This window comes from Sphingomonas sp. (assembly GCF_030145815.1).
Classification (GTDB): domain Bacteria; phylum Pseudomonadota; class Alphaproteobacteria; order Sphingomonadales; family Sphingomonadaceae; genus Sphingomonas.
On sequence record NZ_JAIXHL010000027.1, the window covers coordinates 1 to 24,886 of the forward strand.

A 24,886-nucleotide genomic window follows, 5' to 3' on the forward strand; every position below is an offset into this window, starting at 1 on the left:
GCGAAGATTCGCGGGGCCGAGAGCAGGGAGGGGGCGTGGGGGGGAGGGGAGGGGAAATGCGGAGGGGGGAGGATTTTGTGGGGGGGTATCAGGGGAGCTGAGGGGTGGGGCTTCCCGACAGCTGGTGCGACGGTTGGGGGTCCGGGCAGTCGCGACATTCCGACTTCCTCCCCCGGAGGGGGAGGGGGACCAGCGAAGCTGGTGGAGGGGTAGTCTCCACAAGCGAGCTGGGTCGTTGCTGGGCGAGCTACCCCTCCACCGCCTGCGGCGGTCCCCCTCCCCCTCCGGGGGAGGAATGAAGCAACACTCCGATGCGGAGTTGTATTGACATCGTATATACAGTTTCCTAGGTCCGGAGCATGACCAAGCACGCCGCCATCGACCCGCCGGGCCGCTCTGCCGAGGCCAAGGGCAGCATCAACCTGCGCATCGAGGCGCAGACGCGCGCGTTGATCGATGAGGCGGCGGCGGTGCTGGGCAAGACGCGGACCGAGTTCATGGTCGATAGCGCACGGGCGCAGGCGATCGACGTGCTGCTGGACCAGCGGCTGTTTGCGCTGGATGCGGCGCGGTATGATGCGTTCGTGGCGGCGCTCGACAATCCGCCCGCGCCGGGGCCGAAGCTGCGTGCGCTGTTGCGGCGCAAGCCGGCATGGGAAGGCTGAGCGGCCGTCGCGATGACGCTGGCGGCACCGGTCCCGCTGACGGCGGGCCATGATCTGAGCCGGTTCGATTGCGGCGAACCCGCATTGAACGCGTGGCTGCAGCATCGCGCGCTGGACAATGAGAGCCGGTTTTCGCGGACCTATGTCGTGTGCGACGGCGATCGGGTGGTCGCCTATTTCTGTATCTCCGCCGGATCGGTGGCGCGCGCGGCGGTGCCGGGCAAGCTGCGGCGCAATGCGCCCAATTTCGTGCCGGTGTCGGTGATCGGGCGGCTGGCGGTGGACCGCGCCTATTCCGGGCGCGGGATCGGCGCGGACATGCTGGCCGACGCGTTGAGCCGGATCGCGGTGGCGTCACAGAGCATCGGCATCGGGGCGGTGATGGTGCAGGCGAAGAGCGAGGCGGCGCGGGGGTTTTATCTGAGCTGCGCGGAGTTCCTGGAGTTTCCGGCAGAGAGCCGGACGTTGTTTCTGCCGATTGAGATGGTGGTGGGGGCGTTTGGGTCAGGTTGACGCCGGGCGTCGCGGGGAGGCGGCAAGATGCCGCGCGAGCGCACCGGTGTGCGAATGCGAAGATTCGCGTGGCCGATAGCAGGCAGGGGGCGTGGGGGGAAGGGGAGGGGAAATGCGGAGGGGGGAGGATGGCCTAGAGACCAGGATCAATTAATAACAGATGGTTAGCCTATTTTGCGATGTTGCCGTTGGCATCTCTGAGGTCAGTGAAAACCTCACTCGCTAACAGGGATAGAAGGTACTCATTTTCATTTGTAAACCGCCTAATAGAGGAATGGGCAGGATTATTCGCAGTCGGCTCATGTGACACCCGAACTGCACATTTGTCTTTGTTTCCTGACTCTTTGATCGCGCCTACATTGCCGATCGCAAAGACTTGGGATGCCTTGGACTTCTTAAAGGATTTCTGTATTTGGGCTGCGGCTTTGGCGCAGTGTGAGGCAGAACGACCGCCAAAATACTCTATCCAAGTGACCGATAGTGCCCCCTGATCGACTTCCCGCAGCTCGAAAGCTGCCGGAAATATCCCTACAAGGGCATCTGTCGAAAAATCTCGCATCTGCCGGCCGGGCGCGATGTAGCGCATGACATGATCGCTGTTGGCGAGTGGCTTGATCTTAGGCTTAGCCAAATAGGCCTCGTTGAGGGTACGGTTCGAGCCTTTCTACAAGACTTTCGATGCGGGTAATGCCCGCCGCCGGCTCATCCCAGTCGCCATGGGACGCTTTCAGTGACCATGTCACCATATCCTGACCAGAAAAATCGAGGGTCAGATTGCCCTCCCGGTTTTTCCAACCGGCTAAGATGGTCCCCCTTGGGCTCAGTCCGAGCGAAGGATTTTCGAGGGGGCTGAGCAAAAACATTGCTCGTAAGAATGTCTTGACGGACTCAACTGTCACTGGACGGTCGGAGTCATCCCATACATCTGGGTCGTGAATACGGTCGAGCGCCGAAAAAAAACGGTCGCGCCAGTGAAGGTCAAGATGCATTGCGACCCTAGAGGTTATTATCTTCGCGTTTGCCAACGCATCAAATAGCTTTTCCTCTAAGCTCTGCCCCGCTACGACTTTTGCTTCTTGGTCAGCGGCTTGTGGACCAGTCCCGCTGACACCAGCGAGAATTGCTCGCGCTGAAATTGCCCGATCAATAGCCGAATAAGTCTCCGCCTGCGGGATCTGGAAATAGCTATCCAAAGCGTTCACGCGCGGCATTCGTAATGCAATCCTCGAAAACTTGGTTTTTCTTCATACGCAGGTCGGCGAATTTTGCAACAATGTCCTCTACGGCTTGCGGAGGGTCATCGTCTACAACTAAGTCGATATCGAGTATCGTTGCTACGAGCGCTGGAACTTCGGAGTTTGTTGTTCCGGCTTTCAGGATCAGCTTGCAGCCAAGGTCTTCAAGTGAAAATTGATAATGCAGACTTGTAATCTGCGGGTCACCAAATTCTGGAGGGGTCGCCCACCCGACATTTAAATAATTATTTGGCACAACCCCATGATCGCCCACAAAATCAATTCGGTTGATGTAACGAAGGCCGATCCGTTCAACTTTTCTTCCCGTTGTAAGCTTTTGAAGGGCGAACAAATCCCTCGAAATTCTGTGATTAAAATTTTCCCAGCTTGTGTAAGGGGCGGATTGAGAAATAACTATCGAAAGGCTATTGATTATAAGGCATTCAGTTAAATCTTCATTCGACAATCTATACTGGTCACCTTGAGAGGCGAAGCTCGCTTGGCTTGTCGGGACGCTGATTTTTACTTGTCTTATTTCCTGCCGAAGGTTCTCCGTGTAGCCCTTAATAGTGCTAACGTACCTTTTTATCGCTCGCGCGTTGATTGGCGCGGCGAAACGGACCTCAGCTACGGCTTCAACGATCGGGGCAGCTGAATACAGTCTTGTCGGACTCATCTCAGCTATGGCTCCTGCGAATCATAGTGGCTTGCTACAGCGCAAACGGCGGGCGCGCCAGTCGTTCTGGATGGGATGCGGCTGCGAGCATCAGGCCGGTTTAGACGGTTCACTATTTTCAGCCTGTGCGCCGGGGTTGTTAAGAACTCACCAAACACGGGCCCGTCCATGCCGTCCGCAGAGCCCAACCCGCCACTCTCAGCGCTCGTTCCCAAAATGTTCTTTCCTACAAGCCCCGTCGCGTATAACTGGTTTCCCCTCAACGTGACGGACGGGGTGGGGGATGATCAAGCAACCGTATATGCGCTGGACGCAGGATACCGAGACGGCGTTTCTGATGGCGCTCAAGGCGACGGGGACGGTGCGGGCGGCGGCGGAGGCGGTCGGGCGGTGCGTCGGGTCGGCCTATAAACGGCGGCAGCGGCGGCCAGAGTTTCGCGAACGCTGGGACGCGATGGTCGCCGAGTGGCAGGCGCAGTGGATCGAACTGCGCGGGACCAAGGTCGCGGAGACTGCGCCGCGCGAACGCTGGGACGGGTGGTCGGACGTGCGGCGGCGGGCGTTTCTGCGCGCGCTGGCCGAGACGGGTGAGATTGCGGAATCGGCGGAGCGGGTGGGGATGTCGCGCAGTGCGGTGACGCGACGGAAGGCGCGCGATCCCGACTTTGCGGCGGCGTGCGAGGCGGCGCTGGCGCGGTCGCTGCCGTGCCTGGAGCAGGTGGCGTGGGAGCGCGCCGTCGAGGGCTGGGACGAGCCGATCGTCCATGGCGGCAAGGTGACGGGGACGCGGCGGCGCTATTCGGAGACGCTGCTGCGCACGCTGCTGGTCCGCGAACAGGCGGCGCGGCAGGCGGAGCGGGTGGTGGCGGCGAAGGCGCGGACGGTGCCGGAATATGCGACGCGCGACGAGACCGACACGGCGTTGCTGAAGGCGCTGGACCGGATTGCGCAGGGGCGGCGGCTTGAGGCGATCGCGCGGGCGGACGCGTGGCAGGAGTTTGAGCGCGCGGTGATCGCGGGGGAGCGGCCGGGGCTGGTGCCGTGAGGGGGGTAAGTTCCTCCCCTGAGCTTGCTCAGGGGAGGGGGACCGCCCGCGTAGCGGGTGGTGGAGGGGCGGCTGCGTAGACAGCCGTGAGCAGCTCGGCAAAATTCGGCCCTCTGCGGGGCCGCCCCTCCGTCAGCGCTTCGCGCTGCCACCTCCCCCAGCGAGCTGGGGGAGGAATGGGTCTGCGGCTGCGCTTGAGCCTCTTGCCGGCGTGCCTCCTCCCCCTCCGTGGCCTTCGGCGCCACCTCCCCCTGGCGGGGGAGGATGATCGGTTAGTTGCCTTCGGAATCGACCATGAAGATGACCGGCTTGCCGCGCGTCTCCGGCTCCCATCCGGCGGCCAGCGCGGCGCGGATGCAGCGGGTAATCGTCGCGTCGTCGAGTTGGAGGCGACCGGGCGGCAGGCCCTTCATCAGCCGCTTGGGCGGGGGGAATTCGACCAGCGCCTCACGCCGGGCGTCGCGCGCTTGCAGGGCGATGGTCATGCCGCGCCAGCCTTCATCATCGAACAGATGCGGTTCGCGTTGCAGGTGCCAATCGTAGAGGATGCCGTCGACCTGGACGGCGCCGCCTTTGCTTTGAGATTTCGACATGGGGGCGGCCCTTAGCATGAGCGATCCGGTGCGGCCTAGCGGGCGCGTCGGCGGGGCGTGGATTGCGCCGCCGGTTGCCGCGGCACGCGAAAGCTGATTTTAGGCCTGGCTCGGCGCGTGGCGCATCCACGGGCCAGCGGCAGGGTTTTGGATCTTCGATGAATTATCGCCACTCCTTTCACGCCGGTAACAGCGCCGATGTGGTGAAACACGCGCTGTTGATCGCGCTGGTCCGAGCGTTGCAGCTGAAAGAGGGGGCGCTGACGCTGATCGACACGCATGCCGGGTGCGGGATCTATGACCTGGGCGGCGATCAGGCGCAGCGCACGGGCGAGGCGGCGCAGGGGGTGGCGCGGGTCTTTACCGATGCGAACCCGTTGCTGGACGCGTATCGCGCGGCGGTGCGGGCGGTGAATGCGGGGGAGGAACCGCGCCTCTATCCCGGGTCGCCGCGGGTGCTGGCGCAGCTGTTGCGGCCGCAGGACGTGCTGATCGTCAATGAGAAGCATCCCGAGGACGCCTATGCGCTGCGCGGGGCGATGCGCGGGACGCCGGCGGCGGTGCATGAGCGCGATGCCTATGAGCTGTGGCTGGCAATGCTGCCGACGCGGACGTCGCGCGGGGTGGTGGTGGTCGATCCGCCGTACGAGCAGACCGACGAGCGTGAGCGGATTACTGCGACGCTGGCTGCGGCGCACCGCAAATGGGCGCATGGGGTGAGCGTGATCTGGTATCCGCTGAAGGACCGCGTGACGCATCAGCAGTGGAAGAACAGGCTGCGCCGGCTCGGCATCCCGAAAATGCTGGTGGTCGAGCATTGGCTGTATGACGCCGATCAGCCGGGCATTTATAACGGCGCGGGGCTGTTCATCGTCAATCCGCCCTATGCGTTTACGCAGGCGCTGCCGCCGCTGCTGGAGGCGCTGCGCGCGACGCTGGCGCCGGAGGGTCATCGCGGCGTGATCACGGCGGATTGGCTGGACGGTTGAGGATGGGGCCGGTCCTGCGCCTGGCGGGGGAGGATGATCGGGGCATCCTCCCCCGATCCGGTCAGAGGTCGTTCCAGCCGTCCCCGCCAGCGACGGCGAGCTGGAGGTTGGCGCGGGCGGCCCTGCGCGCGGGCTGACGCGCCGGGGCGGCGGCGGTCATGCGGGGCGTGTCGGAGCCGCCGACGTTGAACTGGCTGGCCTGACCGCTGAGCATCTCGACTTCGCGCGACAGGTTGCGGGCGGCGGCGGAAGTTTCCTCGACCATCGCGGCGTTCTGTTGCGTCGACTGGTCCATCGACGAGATGGCGACGCTGATTTCGCGGATCGCGGTCGCCTGGGCCTCGTTCGCGCTGGCCATGTCGGCGAGGAGGACATGGACTTCGCCGACATCGCCGGAGATGTTGGCGAAGGCAGAGTCGACGTTGCGGACCATGTCGACGGCGGTGCCGATATCGGTCTGCGTCGCGGTCAACTGCTCACGGGCGCGGCGGGCTTCTTCCTCGGCGCGCATGGCGAGGGCGGAGACGAGGTCGGCGACGACGGCGAAACCGCGGCCGGCTTCACCCGCGCGACCGGCCTCGACCGCGGCGTTCATGGCGAGGACGCGGGTCTGGAAGGCGATCTTGTCGAGGCCTTCGATCACCGTGTCGATGCCCTTGGCGCTGTCGCTGACGCGGGTCATCGCCTGCACCGCTTCTTCGGTGGTGGTGCGACCGGTGGCGACGGTGCGGATCGCATCGTCGGCGCGGGCGACGGTGCGCTCGGCGGCTTCGGCGTTGGATTGCAGGCGCTCACGCATCTGCGCCACGGCGGCGGAGGTCTGTTCGAGACTGGCGGCATTGGCTTCGGTGCGGCGGGCGAGATCCTCCGACGCCTGGGCGATTTCGGTCGAGCCGGTGGTGATGCTGCGCGTGCTGTCCATGACCGAGCCGATCAGGTTGCGCAGCGAGGCGAGCGCGGCGTTGAAGTTGTTCTTGAGCTCGGCATAGGCTGGTGGGAATTCGGCGCGGATGTCGGCGGTGAAGTCGCCCTTGGTCAGCGATTCCAGGCTCGCGCTCAGCCATGCCACGACTTCGGCCTGCGCCTGCGAGGCTAGAATTTGCCTCTGCGTATCACGAAAGGTGAACATGGCGCGCGTCATACGGCCGACGCAATCCTGATAGTCGGTATAGGCGATCGGGCTGTCGAGATCGCCGGCAGCCAGCGCCTCCATGCGCACGACGGTGTTGACATAGGGGTCGCAGATCGCCCTGCGGAACTGCAGGCTGAGCGCACCGGCGGCGACGGCGCAGACGGCGTTGATCGCGGCGGCGACCCAATCGCCCTGGACCAGCTCAATCAGGCCGGTGACCAGGATCAGACCGACCAGCGTTCCGAACGCGACTAGTGTTTTCTGACGAATGGGCGCTACCGCTTCGAACCAGCGCATCATCGTTAAGCCTTCCATATTGTTGTTTCAGCGTAACGATCGAACTATAGGTTGGCGGTGCTGCCGGCGGCTTTTGGCGGCGCAATGTTTGGCCAGGGCGCAATAGGTCGAGGGTCGCTGAGTTCGCTATTATGTAACGAATTCAGTGGTGTGGACGCTATTCTGTATCAGTTCGGCGGTATTGCCCCGGGGGACGCAATTAACCATTTCTTGAGCGTTTGGACGGGAATCGGGCCAATCGGGGACGTATGCGGTTTTGCCATTTCCCGCGCAGGTCGCATCGCCTAACGCTGGGTGCATGACCTTTACTGCGAAAATCCTGCTGCTGGGCTCCGGGGAATTGGGGCGTGAATTCGTGATCTCGGCCAAGCGGCTGGGGGCGCAGGTGATCGCGTGCGATTCCTATGCGGGCGCGCCGGCGATGCAGGTGGCGGATGGGTGCGAGGTGTTCTCGATGCTCGACGGCGATGCGCTGCGCGCGGCGATCGATCGGCATGCGCCCGACCTGGTGGTGCCGGAGATCGAGGCGATCCGGACCGAAGTGCTGGCGGAAGTCGAGGCGGCGGGGGTGACGGTCGTGCCGTCAGCGCGCGCCACGATGATGACGATGAACCGCGATGCGATCCGCGAGGTGGCGGCGGTCGGGCTGGGGCTGCGCACGTCGCGCTATCGCTATGCCGAGAGCCTGGTGGAGGTGCTGGCGGGGGCCGAGCACACCGGGCTACCCTGCGTGATCAAGCCGGTGATGTCCTCGTCGGGCAAGGGGCAGACGACGGTGCGCGATGCCGGGGGGCTGGAGGCGGCGTGGGACTATGCGGTCGCCAATATGCGCGGCGACCGGCGGCGGGTGATCGTCGAGGAGTTTGTCGATTTCGACTATGAAATCACACTGTTGACCGTGCGGACGCGGGAGGGCGTCGTGTTCTGTCCGCCGATCGGGCATCGGCAGGAGCGGGGCGATTATCAGGAAAGCTGGCAGCCGGCGGCGATGACTCCCGGCGCGATCGCGGCGGCGCAGGAGATGGCGCGGGCGGTGGTCGATGATCTGGGCGGATACGGGCTGTTCGGGGTCGAGTTCTTTGTGAAGGGGGAGGAGGTCATCTTCTCCGAGCTGTCACCGCGGCCACATGATACGGGGATGGTGACGTCGATCTCGCAAAATCTGAGCGAATTTGACCTGCATGCGCGCGCGGTGCTGGGGCTGCCGGTGCCGGAGGTGGTGCTGCGTGGCGGCGGCGCGGCTTCGGCGGTGATCCTGGCGGATCGGTACAGCGAGGGGCCGGGCTATGCCGGGCTGGCCGAGGCTTTGGCAACGCCGGGTGGCGAGGTCGATGTGCGCATCTTTGGCAAGCCGACGACGCGGCCCTATCGGCGGATGGGGGTGGCGCTGGCGCTGGCGGGGGATGTGGACAGCGCGCGGCGGGTTGCTGCCGAGGCGGCGGGGAAGGTGCGGATCGTCTATCGCTAAAGGTCGCGGCTGCTGAACGGGCGGGTCGCGATCGTTTGGTGAAGGAAGGCGAGGATCGCGGTGCGGTCCTCTCGCGCGTCGCGGCGACCGACCCACAGGATGAAGCCGCCGACGCCCAGCATGAAGACGGGCACGACGACGAAGATCAGGTCATGCAGTCCGACCCCCTCGGCGAACGAGGCGGCGAGCATGGTGAGGCCGACCACCAGGAACAGCGACACGAAGCCGAACCAGCAGCCGAAGAAGACGAACACGCTGCGCGGCCCGCCCAGTCGCCCGCGGATGCGGGTGCCGCCGGCATGGGGCTGCATCCTTGCGATCAGGCGGGTCTTCATGTCGTTGCGGAAATTGGGGCGGTGGACCCAGAGGGTGATGTCATGCTCGGTCCCGGTGCCGATGACCTGTTGCGGGGAGTCGGGCGTCACCCCCTCCATCGCCGCTTTGAGCCGGGTGGCGGCGTTGACCGGGGCGTGGGGGGAGATGAGGTCGATCCGCGCCATGCCGGCGGTCAGGGCGCGACGATGGTGAAGCCGGGGAGCGGGGCGGGCTCCTCGTGCTTGTGGTACATGTCGATATAGACCGACAGGGGCGCGGCCCCGGCGCACTGGACCGCGTAAAGGTCGAGGATGTTGTGATAGGGGCCGATCCCGGTGCTGCCCTGGCGCTCGAACGCCGGAGCGCTGCCATCGGCGCAGCGCAGGCGAGCGAGATAGGCGCGCTCGCCCTCTGGCCCCTTCGCGCGGACCGGGTTCTTTTCGCTGCCCAGCGGATGCGCCTGCGCGGCGGCGATCGCGGTGCGGAGCTTCTTGCCCTTGAGGCCGTCGAAATACTGGGCGAGCGCGGGTGGCGCGGCGAGCAGGGCGGTTGCGGCGGCCACGGCAATCAATGTGGGTTTCATCCTGCCTCCTCGGCGCAAGTCTATCGGGTGGCGGCGCGATCTCAAGCGGCGGCGGATGGCTTCACGATCCAGTCCCAGCAGGAGCGGCTGTTCGGCGTGAGCTTGAGCGCTGCGTTCATCACCTCGACCGTGCCGGGGGCGAGCGCGGTGACGAACGCGCCCTGATCGACCCAAAGCCACGCGAAGCGGCGCTCGGCCGGCATGTGCGCGGCGATGGTCTGGTGTAGGCCGATCGGGAAATACTTGAAATGGTGCTCCTCGGAAACGGTGAGCGGCGTGCCGTTGATCGTCATCGTCGCGCTGGTGCGGACGGTGCGCGCTGCGGGGTTGATGATTTCCTGAGCGACCTGAAGATCGGCAATCACGAGCGCGCCGGCGGACAGCCGTTCGAGGTCGCGGATCATCTCTTCAATGCGCTCCGCCGGGGTTTCGACCTGAATGTCGTGCAGGGTGAGGTTGGCGAGGTGTGGCGCGGGGTCGAAGCCGGGGTGGTAATATTCGGCCTCCTGCAACGCGAGCAGGACGACGTCGGGCTGGATCGACCAGTTCATCTCCGCCGCACCGGCATAGAGCAAAGCGGGGTCGGGCGGAGTGGGGGCGAAGACGCCCGCCTGTGCCATCACCCTGACCACACGGCGGACCTGTGCCTGTTTGTTGGCGGAGAGTTCGGGGAGCGGCCCCTTATGGTGAACGGGCTTGCTGCGTTGACGACCGGACTTGCTGCGGCGCGGGCGGGGCTGCGGGCCGAAGCTCCAGCCCATTACCAGCGCGACGCTGGCGACCAGGCCGATCGTGCCGAACGTCAGGCTGAGCCAGCCGACAAAGTCGATCGATCCGGTGGCGATGAAAATGCCGACAGGGATGGCGATGAAGATGAGGCTGGACAGGCCGGGTGCCACTGCCTCCGATATTGGTCGTCGCATGGTGCTCCCCCCTCAACCCGCGATGCTTTGCGTATAGCCTCTAGAGCGTTCCCGCCAGCGCCGCGACGACCCCGGCGGTGACGAGGAGCAGTCCGGCGACCTCGCCGCGCGACACATGCTCGCCGAGGTAGAAGCGGCCGAAGGCGATGGTGAAGGCGACCTCGATCTGGCCGACGACGCGGACCAAAGCGACCGGGGCGGTGGCGAAGCCGGTAAACCAGCAGGCCGAGCCGAGCGCGGAGAGCAGCCCGACCTGGCCCGAGACGCGCCAGCTGCGCAGCACCGGGCCGACCTGATCACGCTCGCGCCAGACGAGGAACGCGCCCTGCATCAGCGTCTGGAGCGCGACGGTGACGGCGAGGACGATCAATGCGGCGCGGATCGGGTCGGGCGTGTCGACCTGAACTGTCGCGCTGCGGATCGCGATGGCGGTGAGCGCGAAGAAGAAGCCCGAGGCGATGCCGAACCGCGCGCCGGGCTGGCCGAGCGCGCGGAGCAGTTCAGCGGGGGACATCCGCTTGCCGCCGGCGGAGAGGATCATCACTCCGGCGACGCCGAGCGCGATGCCGAGCCAGCTGAGCAGATTGAGATGCTCGCCGAGCAGGACGATCGACAGCAGTGCGCCCTGCACCGCTTCGGTCTTCGAATAGGCGGTGCCGACGACGAAATTGCGCCGGTCGAACGCCATCAGGAGGAGGTTGGTGGCGACGATTTGGGCGAGGCCGCCGCCGATGCAATAGGCGAGGAACCACGGGCCGAGCGTCGGGAAGGCGGCGGGGGCGATCAGCCATTGATAGGCTGCCGCCGTCGCGAGCGCGAAGGGGAGGCCGTAGAGGTAGCGGACCAGCCCGGCGGCGTTGATCGACAGGTCTTTGCTGACGCGGCGCTGGATCGCGGTGCGCCAGGGCTGGAAGACTGCCGCGAGCAGGGTGGCGGGGAGCCAGATGGGGGAGGTGATCATGGGTTGGGCGCGTGGGGAGGGGGAGTCGCGTTCGACGTGGCGGCCCCGGCCTGCGCCGGGGCGACGGCGGAGGGATGGGTCGATTTGTCTAGCTTTTCGTTCTTGCCTCTGGCGGCCCCGGCCTGCGCCGGGGCGACGATATCGCCGTCGCCCCGGCGGAGGCCGGGGCCGCCATGTTTTTCGGACGAAGCTAGCAATTCAGCGTGGGCCACAAATCGTCCCAGTTGGGATTGTGTTCGGAAACCAGCCGCAATTTCCATGCGCGCTTCCAGTTTTTGATCGCCTTTTCGCGGGTGATCGCGTCTTCGATCCGGTCGTGCCACTCGATCAGGACGAGGCGGGTGCAGTCCCATTTCCTGGCGAACTTCGACCCCGTGCCGGTGCGGTGGGCGTGGAGCCGGGCGGCGATGTCGGCGGTGACGCCGGTGTAGAGGACGCCGAAGGGGCGGTCGGTGACGATGTAGGTGTAGCCGCCCTTTTCCATCGACCTCTCCGTCGCCCCGGCGGAGGCCGGAGCCGCTGTGTTGGGTGGGATTCCCTTCACCACGTGGCGGCCCCGGCCTTCGCCGGGGCGACGGTAGAGGGATGGGTCGGTTTGTCTAGCTTTTCGCTTTTTGCCTTTGGCGGCCCCGGCCTGCGCCGGGGCGACGGGTTAGGCTAGCAGCTTTTCCTTGGCGATCTTGTCCTTCCAAACCAGCGGAGCAAGCTGGTGGACGTTGTTGCCCTCCGCATCGACGGCCACGGTCACGGGGAAGTCCTGGACCTCGAACTCGTAGATGGCTTCCATGCCGAGGTCTTCGAAGCCGACCACCTTGGACCCCTTGATAGCGCGGGCGACGAGATAGGCCGCGCCGCCTACGGCCATCAGATAGGCCGACTTGGCGTCGCGGATCGCGTCGGTGGCGGCGGGGCCGCGTTCGGCTTTGCCGACCATGGCGAGCAGACCCTGGTCGAGCATCATGCGGGTGAATTTGTCCATGCGGGTCGCGGTGGTCGGGCCGGCGGGGCCGACGACTTCTTCGCCCACCGGATCGACCGGGCCGACATAATAGATGACGCGGCCCTTGAATTCGACCGGCAGTTCCTGACCCGCGGCGAGCATGTCGGCGATGCGCTTGTGCGCGGCGTCGCGGCCGGTGAGCATCTTGCCGTTGAGCAGCAGGCGGTCGCCCTGTTTCCAGCTTTGAACGACTTCGGGGGTGAGATTGTCGAGATCGACGCGGATCGCGGCCTTGTCCGGAGTCCAGTTGACGTCGGGCCATTCGTCGAGCTTGGGCGCTTCGAGATAGGCCGGGCCGCTGCCGTCGAGGGTGAAGTGCGCGTGGCGGGTGGCGGCGCAGTTGGGGATCATCGCGACCGGCTTGCCCGCGGCGTGGCAGGGGGCGTCCATGATCTTGACGTCGAGGATGGTGGCGAGGCCGCCGAGGCCCTGTGCGCCGATGCCGAGTGCGTTGACCTTGTCGAAAATCTCGATGCGCAGCGCTTCGAGGTCGTTCTGCGGGCCGCGTTCCTTCAACGTGGCCATGTCGATCTGTTCCATCAGCGCCTTTTTGGCGAGGAGGACGCAGTGTTCCGCCGTGCCGCCGATGCCGATGCCGAGCATGCCGGGCGGGCACCAGCCGGCGCCCATCTGGGGGAGCATTTCGAGCACCCAGTCGACGATCGAGTCCGACGGGTTCATCATCTTGAACTTGGACTTGTTCTCGCTCCCGCCGCCCTTGGCCGCGACGTCGATATGGACCTTGTCGCCCGCGACCAGCTCGACATGCAGGACGCAGGGGGTGTTGTCGCGGGTGTTGCGGCGGGTGAAGGCAGGGTCGGCGAGGACCGATGCGCGCAGCTTGTTTTCGGGGTGGAGATAGGCGCGGCGCACGCCTTCATCGACCACGTCCTGCAGGCTGCGCGAGGTGTCGTCGAGTTGGCAGTTCATGCCCCATTTGACGAAGACGTTGACGATGCCGGTGTCCTGACAGATCGGGCGGTGCCCTTCTGCACACATGCGGCTGTTGGTCAGGATCTGGGCGATCGCGTCCTTGGCGGCGGGGGACTGTTCGGCCTCATAGGCGACCCCCAGCGCGCGGATATAGTCCATCGGGTGATAGTAGCTGATGAACTGAAGCGCGTCGGCGACGCTGTCGATGAGGTCGTCGGTCTTGATCGTAACCATTGCCTGTCCCTGGGTCGTTTTGCCCACCCTTTAGCGGATGACAGAGCGGTTTCCAGTCGCTAACCGCGCCCTCGTGTTCCGGGGGCTGATCCTTTCGCATCGCTGGTGGGCGGCGGCGCTGATTGCGCTGGCGCTGGCGATGAAGCTTGCCGTGCCGGCGGGGTTCATGCCGGTCGAGCGCGCGGGCAAGATCGTCGTGATGGTCTGTACCGGCATGGGCCAGCAGAGGCTTGAGATCGACGTCCCGGGGATGCCGGTGAAACAAGACGGCGCGACGCGGGCTGCGGGGCAGCCTTGTGCGTTTGCCGGGCTGGGGCTGGACATGCTGTCGGGGGTGGACCTGGTGCTGCTCGCCGCGGCGCTGGCGTTTATTCTGGCGCTGGGGTTTGTCGGCGTTGCGGTGGTGCGCGTCGACCGGGGGCGGCAGTTGTGGCCGCCGATGCGCGGGCCGCCGCTGATTTCCTGATCCCTTCGTAACTCTACACGAACCAGCGCGCGGGGCGACGATCCCGTGCGCCGATCAGGAATACCCATATCATGAAGACTCAGTTTGCGGCCGCGCTGCTTGCGGCCACCTGCCTTGCGACTCCCGCCTTCGCCAATGACAGCGATCAGGTGCCGGTGATCATCGTCACCGCCAAGGCCAATCCCGAAGACCCGCCCGTCGTCGCCGAGGCGCGTGAGCGGCTGGCGCGGACGCCGGGGTCGGTGTCGGTGGTAGCGGCCGAAGCCTATGAGGACCGGTTCGCGGTCGGGACGCCGGACATCCTGCGCGACGTGCCGGGCGTGCTGGCGCAGAAGCGCTATGGCGAGGAGGGGCGGCTGTCGATCCGGGGCTCCGGCCTGGACCAGAGCTTTCACCAGCGCGGCGTGCTGCTGGCGCAGGATGGCGTGCCGTTTGCCGATGCCGATGGCTTTTCGGACTTTCAGAAGATCGACCCGCTGGGGGCACGCTTTGTCGAGGTCTACAAGGGCGGCAACGCGCTGCGCTTCGGTGGGGCGCAGCTCGGCGGGGCGATCAACTTCGTGACGCCCAATGGCAAGACCGCGCAGTCGCCGGTGCTGGTGCGGGTCGAGGCCGGGAGCGACGACACGGTGCGCGGCGTCGCGCAGCTTGCGGGCAAGTCGGGGGCGTTCGACTTCTATGCCGGGGTCAATGCCTCCCACACCGATGGCTATCGCGTGCAGGGCTATCAGGACCAGATCCGCGGGACGCTGAATCTGGGCTATTCGTTCGGTGACGACAATGAGGTGCGCGCGATCCTCTATGCCGCCGATATCTATCAGGGCGTACCGGGGACGGTGACGCTCAACCAAGCGCTGTCCAATCCGCGTGCGCCGGGGACGACGGCGGTGGTGCAGAACCAGCGGCGCAATCAGGGCGTGTTTCGCGGCACGTTGCAGACGCGGCTGCGGCTGACCGACAGCCTGACGTTCGAGGGCGGGGTCTATGCGACGCAGACGGACCTGTACCACCCGGTTGGCATCTTCATCATCCAGGACACTGACACGCAGGGCGCGTTCGGGCGGTTCGACTGGAAGGGCGAGCTGGGCGGCATGAAGGCCGACCTGTTCTTTGGCGCTTTCTATCGTGAGGGCGTCACCGAGCAGGATCTGTTCGTCAATGCGGCGAGTGCGCAAGGGCCGCGGATCGGCGATGCGCGGCAGGTTGCCAATGCAATCGACCTGTTTGCCGAGGGGCGGCTGTTCGTGACCGACGGCCTGGCGCTGGTCGGCGGGGCGAGCTGGGGCCATGCCGGGCGCGACTATCTGAACCGGTTGAACGGGCGGACGGCTGAGCAGGACTATGAGTGGTTCGCGCCGCGCGTTGGGCTGCTCTACGAGACCGGGGATGCGCAGGTTTATGCGAACTTCACCCGCTCGGTCGAGCCGCCGCATTTTGGTGCGCTCGCGCAGACGAACCTGCTGGGATCGGTGTTCTCGCCGCTCGACCCGCAGCGGGCGTGGACGGCGGAAATCGGGACGCGCGGACGCAGCGGCTCTGTGGCGTGGGATGTCACCGCCTATCGCGCGTGGGTGAAGGGTGAGCTGCTGAGCTTCCTGACCTCGCCGACGATTCCCTCGACGATCTTCAACGCCGACAAAACGGTGCATCAGGGGATCGAGGCGAGCCTGGACTGGTGGATCCTGGACGGGTCGGAGGGCAAGCTGCGGCTGCGCCAGACCTATGCACTGTCGGATTTCCGGTTCGATGGGGATGCGGTCTATGGCGACAACCGGCTGCCGATCGCGCCGGTGCATTCGTATCGCGTTTCGCTGCGCTATCAGGGCGGGAGCGGATTGTTTGTCGAGCCGAACCTCGACTGGCGGCCGCAATCGACCTGGGCGGATTACAACAACTCGATGAAGGTGCCGGGCTATGCGCTGCTGGGCATCGGGGCCGGGTTCGAGCTGGGTGGGGTGACGCTGTTTGCCGATGCCCGGAACCTGACCGACAAACATTATGTGTCGGATCAGTCGGCGGCGATCACTGCGACCGCGGCGAGCGCGATCTTCCACCCCGGTGAGGGGCGGACGGTGATGTTCGGGCTGCGGACGCGGTTCTGACGAGCCAATTCCTCCCCTGAGTGCTCAGGGGAGGGGGACCGCCGCGATGCGGTGGTGGAGGGGCGGCTGCGCAGACAGCCGTGAACAGCTCGGCAAAATTCCGCCGCTTGCAGCGGCGGCCCCTCCGTCATTGCTGCGCCATGCCACCTCCCCCAGCGAGCTGGGGGAGGAATTAGCTGGGGCCGCACCCGCCGTCCCGGACTCCGCTGACGCTGCCGGTGCCAAGGATGATCTTGGCGCGGCGGGAGAAGGTGAGGGCTTGCCAGCGGCCGGCATTGCCGGTGGCGGTGCGGCTGCGCAGGTAGGTGAGGTGGAGCAGTTCGAACTGTTCGTCATCGATCTGGCCGGTGTCGATCAGGCAGGTCCATTGCGCGACGTTCCAGGCATAGTCGCGGCTGACGCCGTCCTGATCGACCGCTTCGCTGAGCCCCTGATACCAGGCGAGCATGGCCTTTAGCCGTTGTGGGCGCTGTTGGGGGGCGAGGTCGGCGAGTTTGCGGCGGAGGCGGGCGGCGTCCTCGTCGTTGGGGAGCGTCTTTTGCTGGACGCGGGTGTCGATCGCCCATTGGACCTTGCGCGCGGTGATCGGGCCGGTCGGCCAGAGGCGATAGAGTTCGGCGCGGACTTCGAGAAGCAGGGCGACATAGGTGTCGGTCTGGACCTGAAGCATCGCGTCATGGTCGAAGATTGCGGTGAGTTCGGCGATGGCGACGGGGGTGAGCTTACCGTCCGAGCCGTGCGCCGCGAGGATGCCGTCGCGGCATTTCTGGCGGACTGGCGTTTTGAGACAGTCTTTCGAGAAGAACAGCTTGCCGTAGGTTGGGGCGAGATCCTTCAGGGTTCGCTTGAAGCGGCGGCGGCTGTGGAAGCTGTCGCGCCAGGCGGTGAGGACGGGTTGCAAGCTGCCGGTGCCGTAATTCCATTGCGACATGCCGACCGAGACCAGCATCGAATCGAAATTGCCGACCGGCATCGCCCAGCAGCCCATGGTTTCGGGGATCGAGGTTTCGCGCATCCGGGCGAAGATGGCGGTGCGGTCGAGGCCGATATCGGCGAGTTGGGTCGCGGCCTGCGGGTCGATGGCGATGTGGGGGGTGTCGGCGACTTCGCGGCAGGGGGGACGGTCCTGGGCTGCGGCGGGGAGGGCGAGGAGGAACGCGGCAGTGGTGAGCCAGAATTTCATCGCGCTTCCCCTTGTCGTCACCCCCGCGAAAGCGGGGGCCCATCTCCGGCGATCGATCCTAGCTTAGCGGGTAGCTTGCAGGAAAGTCCGGGAGATGGGCCCCGGGTCAAGCCCGGGGTGACGAGAGGGGGGGATGCACGACAATCGTTCTGGCATCCTCCCCCTCCGTCGCCTTCGGCGCCACCTCCCCCTTGCGGGGGAGGATTCTAAAGCACGTAGCGGCTGAGGTCGGTGTTGCGGGCGATGCTGGCCAGTTGCGATTCGACATACGCCGCGTCGACCACGAGTTCGGAGCCGGCGCGGTCCTCGGCGTCGAAGCTCACTTCTTCGAGCAGCTTTTCCATCACCGTCTGGAGGCGGCGGGCGCCGATATTTTCGACTTCGCCATTCACCTCCGCCGCGATGCGGGCGACGGCGCGGATGCCGTCTTCGGTGAAGCTCACATCGACGCCTTCGGTGCCGATCAGCGCGCGATATTGTTCGGGCAGCGACGCCTTGGTGTCCGAGAGGATCGCGACGAAGTCATCCTCAGTCAGGCCTTTCAGCTCGACGCGGATCGGCAGGCGGCCCTGCAGCTCGGGGAGCAGGTCGCTGGGCTTGGCAACGTGGAACGCGCCCGACGCGATGAACAGGATGTGGTCGGTCTTCATCGGGCCGTACTTCGTGGCGACCGTGGTCCCCTCGATCAGGGGCAGCAGATCGCGCTGCACGCCTTCGCGGCTGACGCTGCCGCCGCGCACGTCGCTGACCGCGATCTTGTCGATTTCATCGAGGAAGACGATGCCGTTCGCTTCGGCGTCGGCGAGTGCGACGCGGGCGACGTCGTCCTGATCGAGGCGCTTGTCGGCTTCTTCCTCGACCAATTTGGCCCAGGCGGCGTGGACGTTCATCTTGCGGCGCTTGAGCTGGGGACCGCCCAGGCCCTTCATCATTTCGCCGAGGTTGATCATCTGCGGACCGGCGCCGGGGATGTCGAAGGGCATGCCGCCGGATGCTTCGACCTCGATCTCGATCTCGGTATTGTCGAGATGGCCCTGATTGAGGCGTTCGCGGAAGGCTTCGCGGGTTGCTTGCGAGCTGTCCTTGCCGGTCAGCGCGTCGAGCAGGCGGGTCATCGCCGCGGCCTCGGCCTTGTCCTTCACTGCGGCGCGGCGGCGTTCCTTTTCGAGGCGGATTGCTTCCTCGACCAGATCGCGGGCGATCTGTTCGACGTCGCGGCCGACATAGCCGACTTCGGTGAATTTGGTCGCCTCGACCTTTACGAACGGGGCGTCGGCGAGCTTGGCGAGGCGGCGGCTGATCTCGGTCTTGCCGCAGCCGGTCGGGCCGATCATCAGGATGTTCTTGGGCGTCACTTCGTCGCGCAGATCGGCCTTGAGCTGCTGGCGGCGCCAGCGGTTGCGCAGCGCGACGGCGACCGCGCGCTTGGCGTCGCGCTGGCCGATGATATGCGCGTCGAGCGCGGCGACGATGGCTTTGGGGGTGAGTTGGTCGTTCATTCTGGTCCACGTCGCCCCGGCGAAGGCCGGGGCCGCTAGAGGGAGAGGGTTCGCGTATCACATGGCGGCCCCGGCCTGCGCCGGGGCGACGCTTGATTACGCCGCGTCGAGGCTTTCGACGGTGAGCCGGTCGTTGGTGTAAACGCACAGCTCGGCGGCGATGGCCATCGCCTTGCGGCACATGGTTTCGGCATCCGGCTCATAATCGTTGAGCGCGCGGGCGGCGGCGAGGGCGAAGTTTCCGCCCGATCCGATCGCGGCGATCCCGCCCTCCGGCTCCAGCACGTCGCCATTGCCGGTGACGATCAGCGTCGTCGACTTGTCCGCGACGATCAGCATCGCTTCGAGGTTGCGGAGAAATTTGTCGGTGCGCCAGTCCTTGGCCAGCTCGACCGCGGCGCGGAGCAGCTGGCCCTGATGGCGTTCGAGCTTGCTTTCCAGCCGCTCGAACAAGGTGAAGGCGTCGGCGGTGGCGCCGGCGAACCCGGCGATGACGCTGCCGTCGCCCAGCGGGCGGACCTTGCGGGCATTGGGTTTCATCACGGTCGAACCCTGCGAGACCTGGCCGTCGCCGGCAATGACCACGCGGCCGCCCTTGCGCACGGAAAGGATCGTTGTGCCGTGCCACTGTATCTTGTCGCTCATGGGCCGGGATATGGGGAGGGGGTCTTGGGCTTGCCAAGACCCCTGCCCGAAACTGACGAAGTTACGCGGAACGCGCCTCGTCCTGTCAGCTTCTACTTCTCCACGCCCTTGATCTTCCCCCATTGGCGGGCGGCGGTGTAGCCGAGATAGCCGGTGCCGAAGAGTGCGTAGAGCGATTCCGGGATGCCGGTGAGATAGGCGTTCATGGCGGCGGCGATCCCCTTGGCCATGTCCGGCTGGACCGCGCCGATCAGGCCCATGGGAATGGCCCACAGCAGCAGCGCATACATGACGTAGAGGAAGCTGGGGCGGGCGCGGCTGGTCCAGGGGTCGGGGGATTGCGCTTCGGCGACGATGGCCGAGAGCTGGGTGCGGACGGCCTCCATCTCCTGCGTGCCTTGCAGCTTGAGCAGTTCGAGCTTGGCGGCGTCGCGCGCCTTGGGGTCGGGGATGATCTTGTCGATCAGGCCGGCGATGGGGCCGATCAGGCTGGCAATGACACTCATGGTGGGTCTCCGGAAGGGCGTGGAAGTTTACACTGGCTTTACACTATCGGCGCTGTTCACGAACCGATACGGTTCGCGAGCCAGCCGTAGAGAAAGGCTTCGTTGGCGGGGCGGCTTTCGGCGAGCGCGATGTAGCGTTCGCCCTGAAGCGCCTCGACCGCCTTGAGCAGCACGCGCTCACCGGGCGGGCCGCGCGTGTCGAGGAACGCGGCGAGCGCGGCGAGGGTGATGGGGCCGATCTGGCCATCGACGCCCATATCGGGATAGTCGCGCGCGTTGCGGTTGAGGCCATTCAGTGCGCGTTGCAGGAAGCGCGCGGCGACCGCGGGACCCATGTTGACGCCGGTGTCGAACAGCTCGGCGGCGAGGGTGGGCGCGCGTTCGGCGACTTTGTCGAAGCGCGGACGGAGCCAGTAGAGGCGGCGGTAGATGGCGGCGGCTTCGCTGCGCGGGAAGACGCGCATGTCGCCCGAGTAGCCGTGGGCGCGGGCGACGCGTTCGGTGATGCCCCAGCGGGTCGGGCCGCCGCGATCGGCGGGGTGGTCGCTATAGCCGCCCTCGCGCGCGATCACGTCGTCGATGAGTTGGTCGATGGTCATGTTTTGTTCCTCCTTGCCGACTCGCGATAACCTATATGGTTCGTTGTAGGAAAGGGGTGATTGCGGCTTTATTCCTTCCATGAGCTTGCTCAGGGGAGGGGGACCGCTTGCGGAGCGAGTGGTGGAGGGGCGGCCGCGCAGACGGCCGTAAGCGGCTCGGCAAAATTCCGCCGCTTGCAGCGGCGGCCCCTCCGTCAGCGCTGCGCGCTGCCACCTCCCCCAGCAAGCTGGGGGAGGAATGGGTGTTTCGCGGGGATGACGGCTGGGGTAGAGGGGCCGCCATGGCCAAGACACGACCCGATCAGCTACTCGTCGAACGCGGGCTTGCCGAGAGCCGCACGCGCGCGCAGGCGCTGATCCTGGCGGGGCTGGTGTTCAGCGGCGACAAGCGGGTGGACAAGCCCGGGCAGGCGATCGCGCCCGATGCGCCGCTGGCGGTCAAGGGGCGCGACCATCCCTGGGTGTCGCGCGGCGGGGTGAAGCTGGCGCATGGGGTGGATCATTTTGGGATCGACCCGGCGGGCATGGTGGGACTCGATGTCGGGTCTTCGACCGGGGGCTTTACCGATGTGCTGCTGAGCCGGGGCGCGGTGCGCGTCTATGCGGTGGACAGCGGGACCAATCAGCTGGCGTGGAAGCTGCGCCAGGATGAGCGCGTGGTGGTGCATGAACAGACCAGCGCGCGGGTGCTGACGCCGACGCATATCCCGGAGCCGATCGACATTGTGGTGTGCGATGCGAGCTTCATCGCGCTGTCCAAGGTGCTGGAGCGGCCCTTCGCGTTCGTGCGGGAAGGGGCGTGGGTGGTCGCGCTGATCAAGCCGCAGTTCGAAGCCGGGCGCGGCGAGGTCGGCAAGGGCGGCGTGGTGCGCGATGCCGCGGTGCATGAGCGGGTGTGCGCCGAGGTGGTCGGCTGGCTGGAAGGGCTGGGCTGGAGCGTTGCTGGGGTGACGACCAGCCCGATCACCGGGCCGGAGGGGAATGTCGAATTTCTCGTCGCGGCGCGGGCCGGGGCGGCGGGGGAGATGGTGGCGTGAGGCCGGAGCGGGACGAGCAGCAGCATTCGATTCCGGAAGAACTTCGGGGCCATTTCGTGCGGATCGTCGATGCCTTTGTCGCGGGGGACTATTCCTTGCAGTCCGCCGGCATCGCTGGCGTCGATCCGATCGATGCCGATACGGCTGAGTATATCGAAAAGTGCATTGCGGCTTATGGAGACGCGCTGGCACCGCTCGACCCCGCAGTTTGGGAGCGGTCCTGCTATGGTTGGTCGGGCGATCACTGGGAAATGCTTGTCGATCTGACGACACAGCATCAGGAGGTGAGCGATCTCACACTCCATGTTGACGTTCGACTCGATCCTCTACGCATCGCAGTCCGTTCTGTTCACGTTCCCTAGCTAGCTGGTGCGTGCTGCCTCGGCCGTTTGTGCTGAGCTTGTCGAGACACGCTCCCCGCGTTCTGTGAGGACGGGATGGCGCCCTTAGACAAGCTCAGGGCAAACGGCTGTCGGGATCTCAATTTCGGGGAGATGCCCTGAACCCCATTCTGGGTAAGAGGGGGACCCGTATGACGATTCTGTGACTGGACAGCGCCGCGGGCGGGGCGCAGCATGCGGCTTCCTTTGGGGAGGATGTGATGCGGATGTCGCTAATGGATACCGCTACCGAGCTGTTTCGCGAGACGCCGGCGGAGGCGCCGCCTGAACTGGCGGTGCGCTGGTGCGCCTATGTCGAGGCGATCGGGGCGTGTGCGGTGCTGGTGATCGTGGGGCTGGTGCTGGCGGGCTAAAGCAGCTTGGCCCGTTCCGCTGCGCGTACGGCGGTGCGGCCGACGGGCGGGGGCTTGGCGGGATCAGGCCAGGATGGCGCGGTAGTCCAGCCGAGATGGGGCAGGCTGACGCTGCGCTTGCCCGACAGGTCGGTGCGCGCGACGATCAGGCCCTTTTCCTCGATATGCGCCATCATGCGCTTGGCGCGGCCCATCGAGCTGGTGCCGTAGAGCGCGGCGATACGCGCGTCCGACGGGCAGGGTTCGCCCGCGCGCGCGGCCTTGGCGATGCCGAGGAAGGGGGCGAGCATCTCTTCGGGCAGCGAAGCGGCGAGGGTGAGGGCGTCGTCCCAGCCGGTGCGATCGGTGATGCCGGCACGGGCGAGCGCGAGCGCGCTGCGGAAACCGGGCAGGTCGAGCCCCGCATCGACGCCGCGCATTTTGCAGCGGACGCCATAATCCTGAAAGATCGTCGCGAGCGGGGCGCGGCTGTCCTCGGCACCGATCTCGGCGAGGATGGCGCGGCGGATTTCTTCCTGCTCGCCTTCCTCCAGCACCGGCATGTCGGGGACCGGGGCGGGCGCGGGGGTGGCGACGGCGCGCATCAGGTCGGCCATCGGCACCGGGGCGGGCGGGGGCGGGGGTGGCACTTCGTCCTCGGTCGGCGGGGCGAAGAGCATGTCGCGCATATCTTGCGTCGGCGCGGTGGGGAGCGGGGTGAGCTTGGGGCTCACCGCCTTGGACCCGGTCTGGACCGCGCCGATGCGCACGCTGATCGGGCGGCGGGTGATCGCCGGGCCGAGCGCGAGGAACTCGCCGCGCGCGAGGTCGCGGATCGTGTCGGCCTGACGCCGGTCCATGCCGAGCAGGTCGGCGGCGCGGGCCATGTCGATGTCGAGAAAGGTGCGGCCCATCAGGAAGTTCGACGCTTCGGCGGCGACATTCTTGGCGAGCTTGGCGAGGCGCTGGGTGGCGATGACGCCGGCGAGGCCACGCTTGCGGCCGCGGCACATGAGGTTGGTCATCGCGGCGAGCGAGGTGCGGCGGGCTTCCTCGGTCACTTCGCCGGCGGCGGCGGGGGCGAAGAGCTGGGCCTCGTCGACGACGGTGAGGACGGGGTACCAAAACTCGCGCGGGGCATCGAACAGCGCGGAGAGGAAGGCGGCGGCGGCGCGCATCTGGCCGTCGATCTCGAGCCCTTCGAGGTTGAGGACCACCGACGCGCGATGTTCGCGGACGCGCAGCGCGAGGCGGGCGAGTTCGGTGAGGCTGTATTCGGCGGCGTCGACCGCGATATGGCCAAAGGCTTCCGACAGGCTGACGAAATCGCCCTCGGGATCGACCACCACCTGCTGGACGTAACCGGCGCTGCCTTCGAGCAGGCGGCGCAGCAGATGCGACTTGCCCGAGCCCGAATTGCCCTGAACGAGCAGACGGGTGGCGAGCAACTCCTCCAGATCGACGGCAACCGGGTTGCCGCCGCTGTCGAGTCCCATGTCGATACGGGCGGTCATCGCTGGGGGCTTTGGCGTATGGCGGGGGGTGGGGGCAAGGGGGTTGCGGTGGATTTGAAAATCCTCCCCGGCACGGGGAGGGGGACCAGCGAAGCTGGTGGAGGGGCCCCGAGGCATCGGAATCCGTTGCCTCGGGCCCCCTCCACCACGCCCTGCGGGCGCGGTCCCCCTCCCCGTTCCGGGGAGGATTTTAGCGCTTCAGCCGCTCTGCCAGGAAGGCGAGGATGTCGGTTTCGGTCGCGGCCTTCGCCGTCACGTTGGCCTCGACCGACTGGCGCGATTTGGTGGGGGTGTCGTAGCTGTGGGTGGCGCCTTCGAACATGCGCAGGGCAATGTCGTGGCCGTTGCCCTTGCTGCGCGCGACGAAGGTTTCGCAGAGCTTGGGTGAGACTTCCTCGTCCGCGGTGCCCATGAACACGCGGACGGGGTGGTAGGGTTTGTAGCCGGTCTTGTCGAAGCGCTTCTTGAGGCCGCAGCCGGGGTAGAGCGCGACGCCGGCGGCGAAGCCGATCTTGCGCATGTCGCCGGGCTTGTCGTCGGCCATCGCGGCGAGCGTGGCGCTGGCGCCGTTGGACCAGCCGAGCAGGGCGACGCGGTTGGGCACGACGTCGGGGCGCGACTGAAGGTAGCGCAGCGCGCCATAGGCGTGGAGCGGGCGGAAATTGACTTCGTCCACTTCGGGAGGGCGATCGGCATAGGTGCCGGCGGCAAAGCCGGTGGGGTGGCCGACCGCGCCGAAGTCATCGACCATCAGCGCGAGATAGCCGTTCTCGGCCAGCAATTTGCCCCATGCCTTGTGCCGCGAGGCGAGGGTGGAGGCGTCGTACTTGCCCTTGGCGAGCGATGAGTAGGCGCCGCCGCGGCCGTGCATCATGACGACGGCGGGGGCCTTTGCGGGCGCGTGGGCGGGTTTGAAGAGATAGCCCTTTACCTGGGTCTTGCCGTCGCGGCTGATGAACTGGACTTCCTCGACCTGCACCTGCTGGGCGGCGACGGGGGCGGCGATGATCAGGGCGATGGCGGCTACAGAAAAACGCATC

Annotated in this window: 28 protein-coding genes; 10 read left to right on the plus strand and 18 right to left on the minus strand. The window is 66.2% G+C overall.

All coding sequences use genetic code 11. From position 1 onward, the window contains the following. Positions 1 to 359 precede the first annotated feature (359 nt). Together KYX69_RS19070 and KYX69_RS19075 are read left to right on the plus strand one after the other, a co-directional pair. Entirely contained in the window at positions 360 to 665 is a 306-nt protein-coding gene (locus tag KYX69_RS19070; RefSeq protein WP_300500299.1) for a DUF1778 domain-containing protein, read from the plus strand. Positions 666 to 677: 12 nt separating this feature from the next. Further along, positions 678 to 1,178: a GNAT family N-acetyltransferase gene (locus KYX69_RS19075; RefSeq protein ID WP_300500302.1), complete on the plus strand. Its 501-nt coding sequence runs from the start codon at positions 678 to 680 to the stop codon at positions 1,176 to 1,178. A 169-nt stretch (positions 1,179 to 1,347) separates the two neighbouring features. On the opposite strand, the gene KYX69_RS19080 is transcribed toward KYX69_RS19075, so the two are convergent. From KYX69_RS19080 to KYX69_RS19090, 3 genes are read right to left on the minus strand one after another with little or no spacing between them, the layout of a single operon-like run. After that, positions 1,348 to 1,809 carry a hypothetical protein gene (locus tag KYX69_RS19080; RefSeq protein ID WP_300500305.1) on the minus strand — a complete coding sequence of 154 codons (462 nt, stop codon included), beginning with the start codon at positions 1,807 to 1,809 and terminating at the stop codon, positions 1,348 to 1,350. Further along, positions 1,802 to 2,389, minus strand: coding sequence for a hypothetical protein (locus KYX69_RS19085; protein WP_300500308.1), 588 nt, complete (start codon positions 2,387 to 2,389; stop codon positions 1,802 to 1,804). Before KYX69_RS19085 ends, KYX69_RS19080 begins: the two co-directional genes overlap by 8 nt. Then, positions 2,364 to 3,089 (minus strand): TIGR04255 family protein, encoded by a 726-nt coding sequence (locus KYX69_RS19090; protein ID WP_300500311.1) that lies wholly within the window; start codon positions 3,087 to 3,089, stop codon positions 2,364 to 2,366. Before KYX69_RS19090 ends, KYX69_RS19085 begins: the two co-directional genes overlap by 26 nt. Before the next feature lie 283 nt (positions 3,090 to 3,372). Here KYX69_RS19090 and KYX69_RS19095 point away from each other — a divergent pair, with 283 nt between their 5' ends. Further along, a complete protein-coding gene (locus KYX69_RS19095; protein WP_300500314.1) occupies positions 3,373 to 4,134 on the plus strand; it encodes a hypothetical protein in 762 nt (253 codons plus the stop codon). A 272-nt stretch (positions 4,135 to 4,406) separates the two neighbouring features. Here KYX69_RS19095 and KYX69_RS19100 read toward each other — a convergent pair whose 3' ends face one another. Then, positions 4,407 to 4,727, minus strand: coding sequence for a hypothetical protein (locus tag KYX69_RS19100; protein ID WP_300500316.1), 321 nt, complete (start codon positions 4,725 to 4,727; stop codon positions 4,407 to 4,409). Positions 4,728 to 4,885: 158 nt separating this feature from the next. Here KYX69_RS19100 and KYX69_RS19105 point away from each other — a divergent pair, with 158 nt between their 5' ends. Continuing rightward, positions 4,886 to 5,716, plus strand: coding sequence for a 23S rRNA (adenine(2030)-N(6))-methyltransferase RlmJ (locus KYX69_RS19105; protein ID WP_300500319.1), 831 nt, complete (start codon positions 4,886 to 4,888; stop codon positions 5,714 to 5,716). 61 nt (positions 5,717 to 5,777) lie between these two features. Here the strand turns inward: KYX69_RS19105 and KYX69_RS19110 are convergent, their stop codons facing one another. Continuing rightward, a complete protein-coding gene (locus tag KYX69_RS19110) occupies positions 5,778 to 7,145 on the minus strand; it encodes a methyl-accepting chemotaxis protein (RefSeq protein ID WP_300500322.1) in 1,368 nt (455 codons plus the stop codon). Positions 7,146 to 7,443: 298 nt separating this feature from the next. On the opposite strand from KYX69_RS19110, the gene purT reads away from it, so the two are divergent. Continuing rightward, positions 7,444 to 8,613 (plus strand): formate-dependent phosphoribosylglycinamide formyltransferase, encoded by a 1,170-nt coding sequence (gene purT, locus KYX69_RS19115; protein WP_300500325.1) that lies wholly within the window; start codon positions 7,444 to 7,446, stop codon positions 8,611 to 8,613. Here purT and KYX69_RS19120 read toward each other — a convergent pair. The 6 genes from KYX69_RS19120 to KYX69_RS19145 form a co-directional block, all read right to left on the minus strand. After that, positions 8,610 to 9,113: a hypothetical protein gene (locus tag KYX69_RS19120; RefSeq protein ID WP_300500328.1), complete on the minus strand. Its 504-nt coding sequence runs from the start codon at positions 9,111 to 9,113 to the stop codon at positions 8,610 to 8,612. The two genes, purT and KYX69_RS19120, sit on opposite strands and share 4 nt — an antisense overlap. An 8-nt stretch (positions 9,114 to 9,121) precedes the next feature. Further along, on the minus strand, positions 9,122 to 9,511 hold the full coding sequence (locus KYX69_RS19125) for a hypothetical protein (protein ID WP_300500330.1): 390 nt from the start codon (positions 9,509 to 9,511) through the stop codon (positions 9,122 to 9,124). Between the two features lie 41 nt (positions 9,512 to 9,552). Beyond that, positions 9,553 to 10,434 carry a hypothetical protein gene (locus KYX69_RS19130; RefSeq protein WP_300500333.1) on the minus strand — a complete coding sequence of 294 codons (882 nt, stop codon included), beginning with the start codon at positions 10,432 to 10,434 and terminating at the stop codon, positions 9,553 to 9,555. 40 nt (positions 10,435 to 10,474) lie between these two features. Further along, complete coding sequence (locus KYX69_RS19135) at positions 10,475 to 11,395, minus strand: EamA family transporter (RefSeq protein WP_300500335.1); 921 nt, start codon at positions 11,393 to 11,395, stop codon at positions 10,475 to 10,477. 190 nt (positions 11,396 to 11,585) lie between these two features. Continuing rightward, positions 11,586 to 11,879 carry a GIY-YIG nuclease family protein gene (locus KYX69_RS19140; protein ID WP_300500337.1) on the minus strand — a complete coding sequence of 98 codons (294 nt, stop codon included), beginning with the start codon at positions 11,877 to 11,879 and terminating at the stop codon, positions 11,586 to 11,588. A 168-nt stretch (positions 11,880 to 12,047) separates the two neighbouring features. Next, positions 12,048 to 13,562, minus strand: a complete 1,515-nt coding sequence (locus KYX69_RS19145; protein WP_300500339.1) for a fumarate hydratase — start codon at positions 13,560 to 13,562, stop codon at positions 12,048 to 12,050. A gap of 37 nt (positions 13,563 to 13,599) precedes the next feature. Between KYX69_RS19145 and KYX69_RS19150 the strand changes: the two genes are divergently transcribed. Both KYX69_RS19150 and KYX69_RS19155 read left to right on the plus strand, forming a co-directional pair. Continuing rightward, a complete protein-coding gene (locus tag KYX69_RS19150; RefSeq protein WP_300500340.1) occupies positions 13,600 to 14,028 on the plus strand; it encodes a hypothetical protein in 429 nt (142 codons plus the stop codon). 71 nt (positions 14,029 to 14,099) lie between these two features. Next, a complete protein-coding gene (locus KYX69_RS19155) occupies positions 14,100 to 16,130 on the plus strand; it encodes a TonB-dependent receptor (RefSeq protein WP_300500342.1) in 2,031 nt (676 codons plus the stop codon). Between the two features lie 172 nt (positions 16,131 to 16,302). Here KYX69_RS19155 and KYX69_RS19160 read toward each other — a convergent pair whose 3' ends face one another. The 5 genes from KYX69_RS19160 to KYX69_RS19180 form a co-directional block, all read right to left on the minus strand. Continuing rightward, positions 16,303 to 17,313, minus strand: a complete 1,011-nt coding sequence (locus KYX69_RS19160; protein WP_300500344.1) for a hypothetical protein — start codon at positions 17,311 to 17,313, stop codon at positions 16,303 to 16,305. A 206-nt stretch (positions 17,314 to 17,519) separates the two neighbouring features. After that, a complete protein-coding gene (hslU, locus tag KYX69_RS19165) occupies positions 17,520 to 18,812 on the minus strand; it encodes an ATP-dependent protease ATPase subunit HslU (RefSeq protein ID WP_300500346.1) in 1,293 nt (430 codons plus the stop codon). A gap of 96 nt (positions 18,813 to 18,908) precedes the next feature. Continuing rightward, on the minus strand, positions 18,909 to 19,457 hold the full coding sequence (hslV, locus tag KYX69_RS19170; RefSeq protein ID WP_300500349.1) for an ATP-dependent protease subunit HslV: 549 nt from the start codon (positions 19,455 to 19,457) through the stop codon (positions 18,909 to 18,911). Positions 19,458 to 19,549: 92 nt separating this feature from the next. Continuing rightward, a complete protein-coding gene (locus KYX69_RS19175) occupies positions 19,550 to 19,963 on the minus strand; it encodes a holin family protein (RefSeq protein WP_300500351.1) in 414 nt (137 codons plus the stop codon). A 56-nt stretch (positions 19,964 to 20,019) separates the two neighbouring features. After that, positions 20,020 to 20,562, minus strand: coding sequence for a glycosyl hydrolase 108 family protein (locus KYX69_RS19180; RefSeq protein WP_300500353.1), 543 nt, complete (start codon positions 20,560 to 20,562; stop codon positions 20,020 to 20,022). A 281-nt stretch (positions 20,563 to 20,843) separates the two neighbouring features. Between KYX69_RS19180 and KYX69_RS19185 the strand changes: the two genes are divergently transcribed. The 3 genes from KYX69_RS19185 to KYX69_RS19195 all read left to right on the plus strand — a co-directional run bounded on the left by KYX69_RS19185 (position 20,844) and on the right by KYX69_RS19195 (position 22,353). Next, a complete protein-coding gene (locus KYX69_RS19185; RefSeq protein WP_300500356.1) occupies positions 20,844 to 21,599 on the plus strand; it encodes a TlyA family RNA methyltransferase in 756 nt (251 codons plus the stop codon). Further along, positions 21,596 to 21,961, plus strand: coding sequence for a hypothetical protein (locus KYX69_RS19190; protein ID WP_300500359.1), 366 nt, complete (start codon positions 21,596 to 21,598; stop codon positions 21,959 to 21,961). The genes KYX69_RS19185 and KYX69_RS19190 overlap by 4 nt, the downstream gene beginning before the upstream one ends. A 239-nt stretch (positions 21,962 to 22,200) precedes the next feature. After that, complete coding sequence (locus tag KYX69_RS19195; RefSeq protein WP_300500362.1) at positions 22,201 to 22,353, plus strand: hypothetical protein; 153 nt, start codon at positions 22,201 to 22,203, stop codon at positions 22,351 to 22,353. Here the strand turns inward: KYX69_RS19195 and KYX69_RS19200 are convergent. Beyond that, a complete protein-coding gene (locus tag KYX69_RS19200; RefSeq protein WP_300500364.1) occupies positions 22,350 to 23,846 on the minus strand; it encodes an ATP-binding protein in 1,497 nt (498 codons plus the stop codon). The two genes, KYX69_RS19195 and KYX69_RS19200, sit on opposite strands and share 4 nt — an antisense overlap. Before the next feature lie 190 nt (positions 23,847 to 24,036). Further along, complete coding sequence (locus KYX69_RS19205; protein WP_300500367.1) at positions 24,037 to 24,885, minus strand: dienelactone hydrolase family protein; 849 nt, start codon at positions 24,883 to 24,885, stop codon at positions 24,037 to 24,039. Position 24,886: the final 1 nt, after the last annotated feature.

What these genes read in the sequence shown, in the direction of transcription:
- KYX69_RS19070 (WP_300500299.1), top strand. Translation starts at nt 360, where the DNA reads ATGACCAAGCACGCCGCCATCGACCCGCCGGGCCGCTCTGCCGAGGCC.
- KYX69_RS19075 (WP_300500302.1), top strand. Translation starts at nt 678, where the DNA reads ATGACGCTGGCGGCACCGGTCCCGCTGACGGCGGGCCATGATCTGAGC.
- KYX69_RS19085 (WP_300500308.1), bottom strand. Translation starts at nt 2,389, where the DNA reads ATGCCGCGCGTGAACGCTTTGGATAGCTATTTCCAGATCCCGCAGGCG.
- KYX69_RS19090 (WP_300500311.1), bottom strand. Translation starts at nt 3,089, where the DNA reads ATGAGTCCGACAAGACTGTATTCAGCTGCCCCGATCGTTGAAGCCGTA.
- KYX69_RS19095 (WP_300500314.1), top strand. Translation starts at nt 3,373, where the DNA reads ATGATCAAGCAACCGTATATGCGCTGGACGCAGGATACCGAGACGGCG.
- KYX69_RS19100 (WP_300500316.1), bottom strand. Translation starts at nt 4,727, where the DNA reads ATGTCGAAATCTCAAAGCAAAGGCGGCGCCGTCCAGGTCGACGGCATC.
- KYX69_RS19105 (WP_300500319.1), top strand. Translation starts at nt 4,886, where the DNA reads ATGAATTATCGCCACTCCTTTCACGCCGGTAACAGCGCCGATGTGGTG.
- KYX69_RS19110 (WP_300500322.1), bottom strand. Translation starts at nt 7,145, where the DNA reads ATGCGCTGGTTCGAAGCGGTAGCGCCCATTCGTCAGAAAACACTAGTC.
- purT (WP_300500325.1), top strand. Translation starts at nt 7,444, where the DNA reads ATGACCTTTACTGCGAAAATCCTGCTGCTGGGCTCCGGGGAATTGGGG.
- KYX69_RS19120 (WP_300500328.1), bottom strand. Translation starts at nt 9,113, where the DNA reads ATGGCGCGGATCGACCTCATCTCCCCCCACGCCCCGGTCAACGCCGCC.
- KYX69_RS19125 (WP_300500330.1), bottom strand. Translation starts at nt 9,511, where the DNA reads ATGAAACCCACATTGATTGCCGTGGCCGCCGCAACCGCCCTGCTCGCC.
- KYX69_RS19130 (WP_300500333.1), bottom strand. Translation starts at nt 10,434, where the DNA reads ATGCGACGACCAATATCGGAGGCAGTGGCACCCGGCCTGTCCAGCCTC.
- KYX69_RS19135 (WP_300500335.1), bottom strand. Translation starts at nt 11,395, where the DNA reads ATGATCACCTCCCCCATCTGGCTCCCCGCCACCCTGCTCGCGGCAGTC.
- KYX69_RS19140 (WP_300500337.1), bottom strand. Translation starts at nt 11,879, where the DNA reads ATGGAAAAGGGCGGCTACACCTACATCGTCACCGACCGCCCCTTCGGC.
- KYX69_RS19145 (WP_300500339.1), bottom strand. Translation starts at nt 13,562, where the DNA reads ATGGTTACGATCAAGACCGACGACCTCATCGACAGCGTCGCCGACGCG.
- KYX69_RS19150 (WP_300500340.1), top strand. Translation starts at nt 13,600, where the DNA reads ATGACAGAGCGGTTTCCAGTCGCTAACCGCGCCCTCGTGTTCCGGGGG.
- KYX69_RS19155 (WP_300500342.1), top strand. Translation starts at nt 14,100, where the DNA reads ATGAAGACTCAGTTTGCGGCCGCGCTGCTTGCGGCCACCTGCCTTGCG.
- KYX69_RS19160 (WP_300500344.1), bottom strand. Translation starts at nt 17,313, where the DNA reads ATGAAATTCTGGCTCACCACTGCCGCGTTCCTCCTCGCCCTCCCCGCC.
- hslU (WP_300500346.1), bottom strand. Translation starts at nt 18,812, where the DNA reads ATGAACGACCAACTCACCCCCAAAGCCATCGTCGCCGCGCTCGACGCG.
- hslV (WP_300500349.1), bottom strand. Translation starts at nt 19,457, where the DNA reads ATGAGCGACAAGATACAGTGGCACGGCACAACGATCCTTTCCGTGCGC.
- KYX69_RS19175 (WP_300500351.1), bottom strand. Translation starts at nt 19,963, where the DNA reads ATGAGTGTCATTGCCAGCCTGATCGGCCCCATCGCCGGCCTGATCGAC.
- KYX69_RS19180 (WP_300500353.1), bottom strand. Translation starts at nt 20,562, where the DNA reads ATGACCATCGACCAACTCATCGACGACGTGATCGCGCGCGAGGGCGGC.
- KYX69_RS19185 (WP_300500356.1), top strand. Translation starts at nt 20,844, where the DNA reads ATGGCCAAGACACGACCCGATCAGCTACTCGTCGAACGCGGGCTTGCC.
- KYX69_RS19195 (WP_300500362.1), top strand. Translation starts at nt 22,201, where the DNA reads ATGCGGATGTCGCTAATGGATACCGCTACCGAGCTGTTTCGCGAGACG.
- KYX69_RS19200 (WP_300500364.1), bottom strand. Translation starts at nt 23,846, where the DNA reads ATGACCGCCCGTATCGACATGGGACTCGACAGCGGCGGCAACCCGGTT.
- KYX69_RS19205 (WP_300500367.1), bottom strand. Translation starts at nt 24,885, where the DNA reads ATGCGTTTTTCTGTAGCCGCCATCGCCCTGATCATCGCCGCCCCCGTC.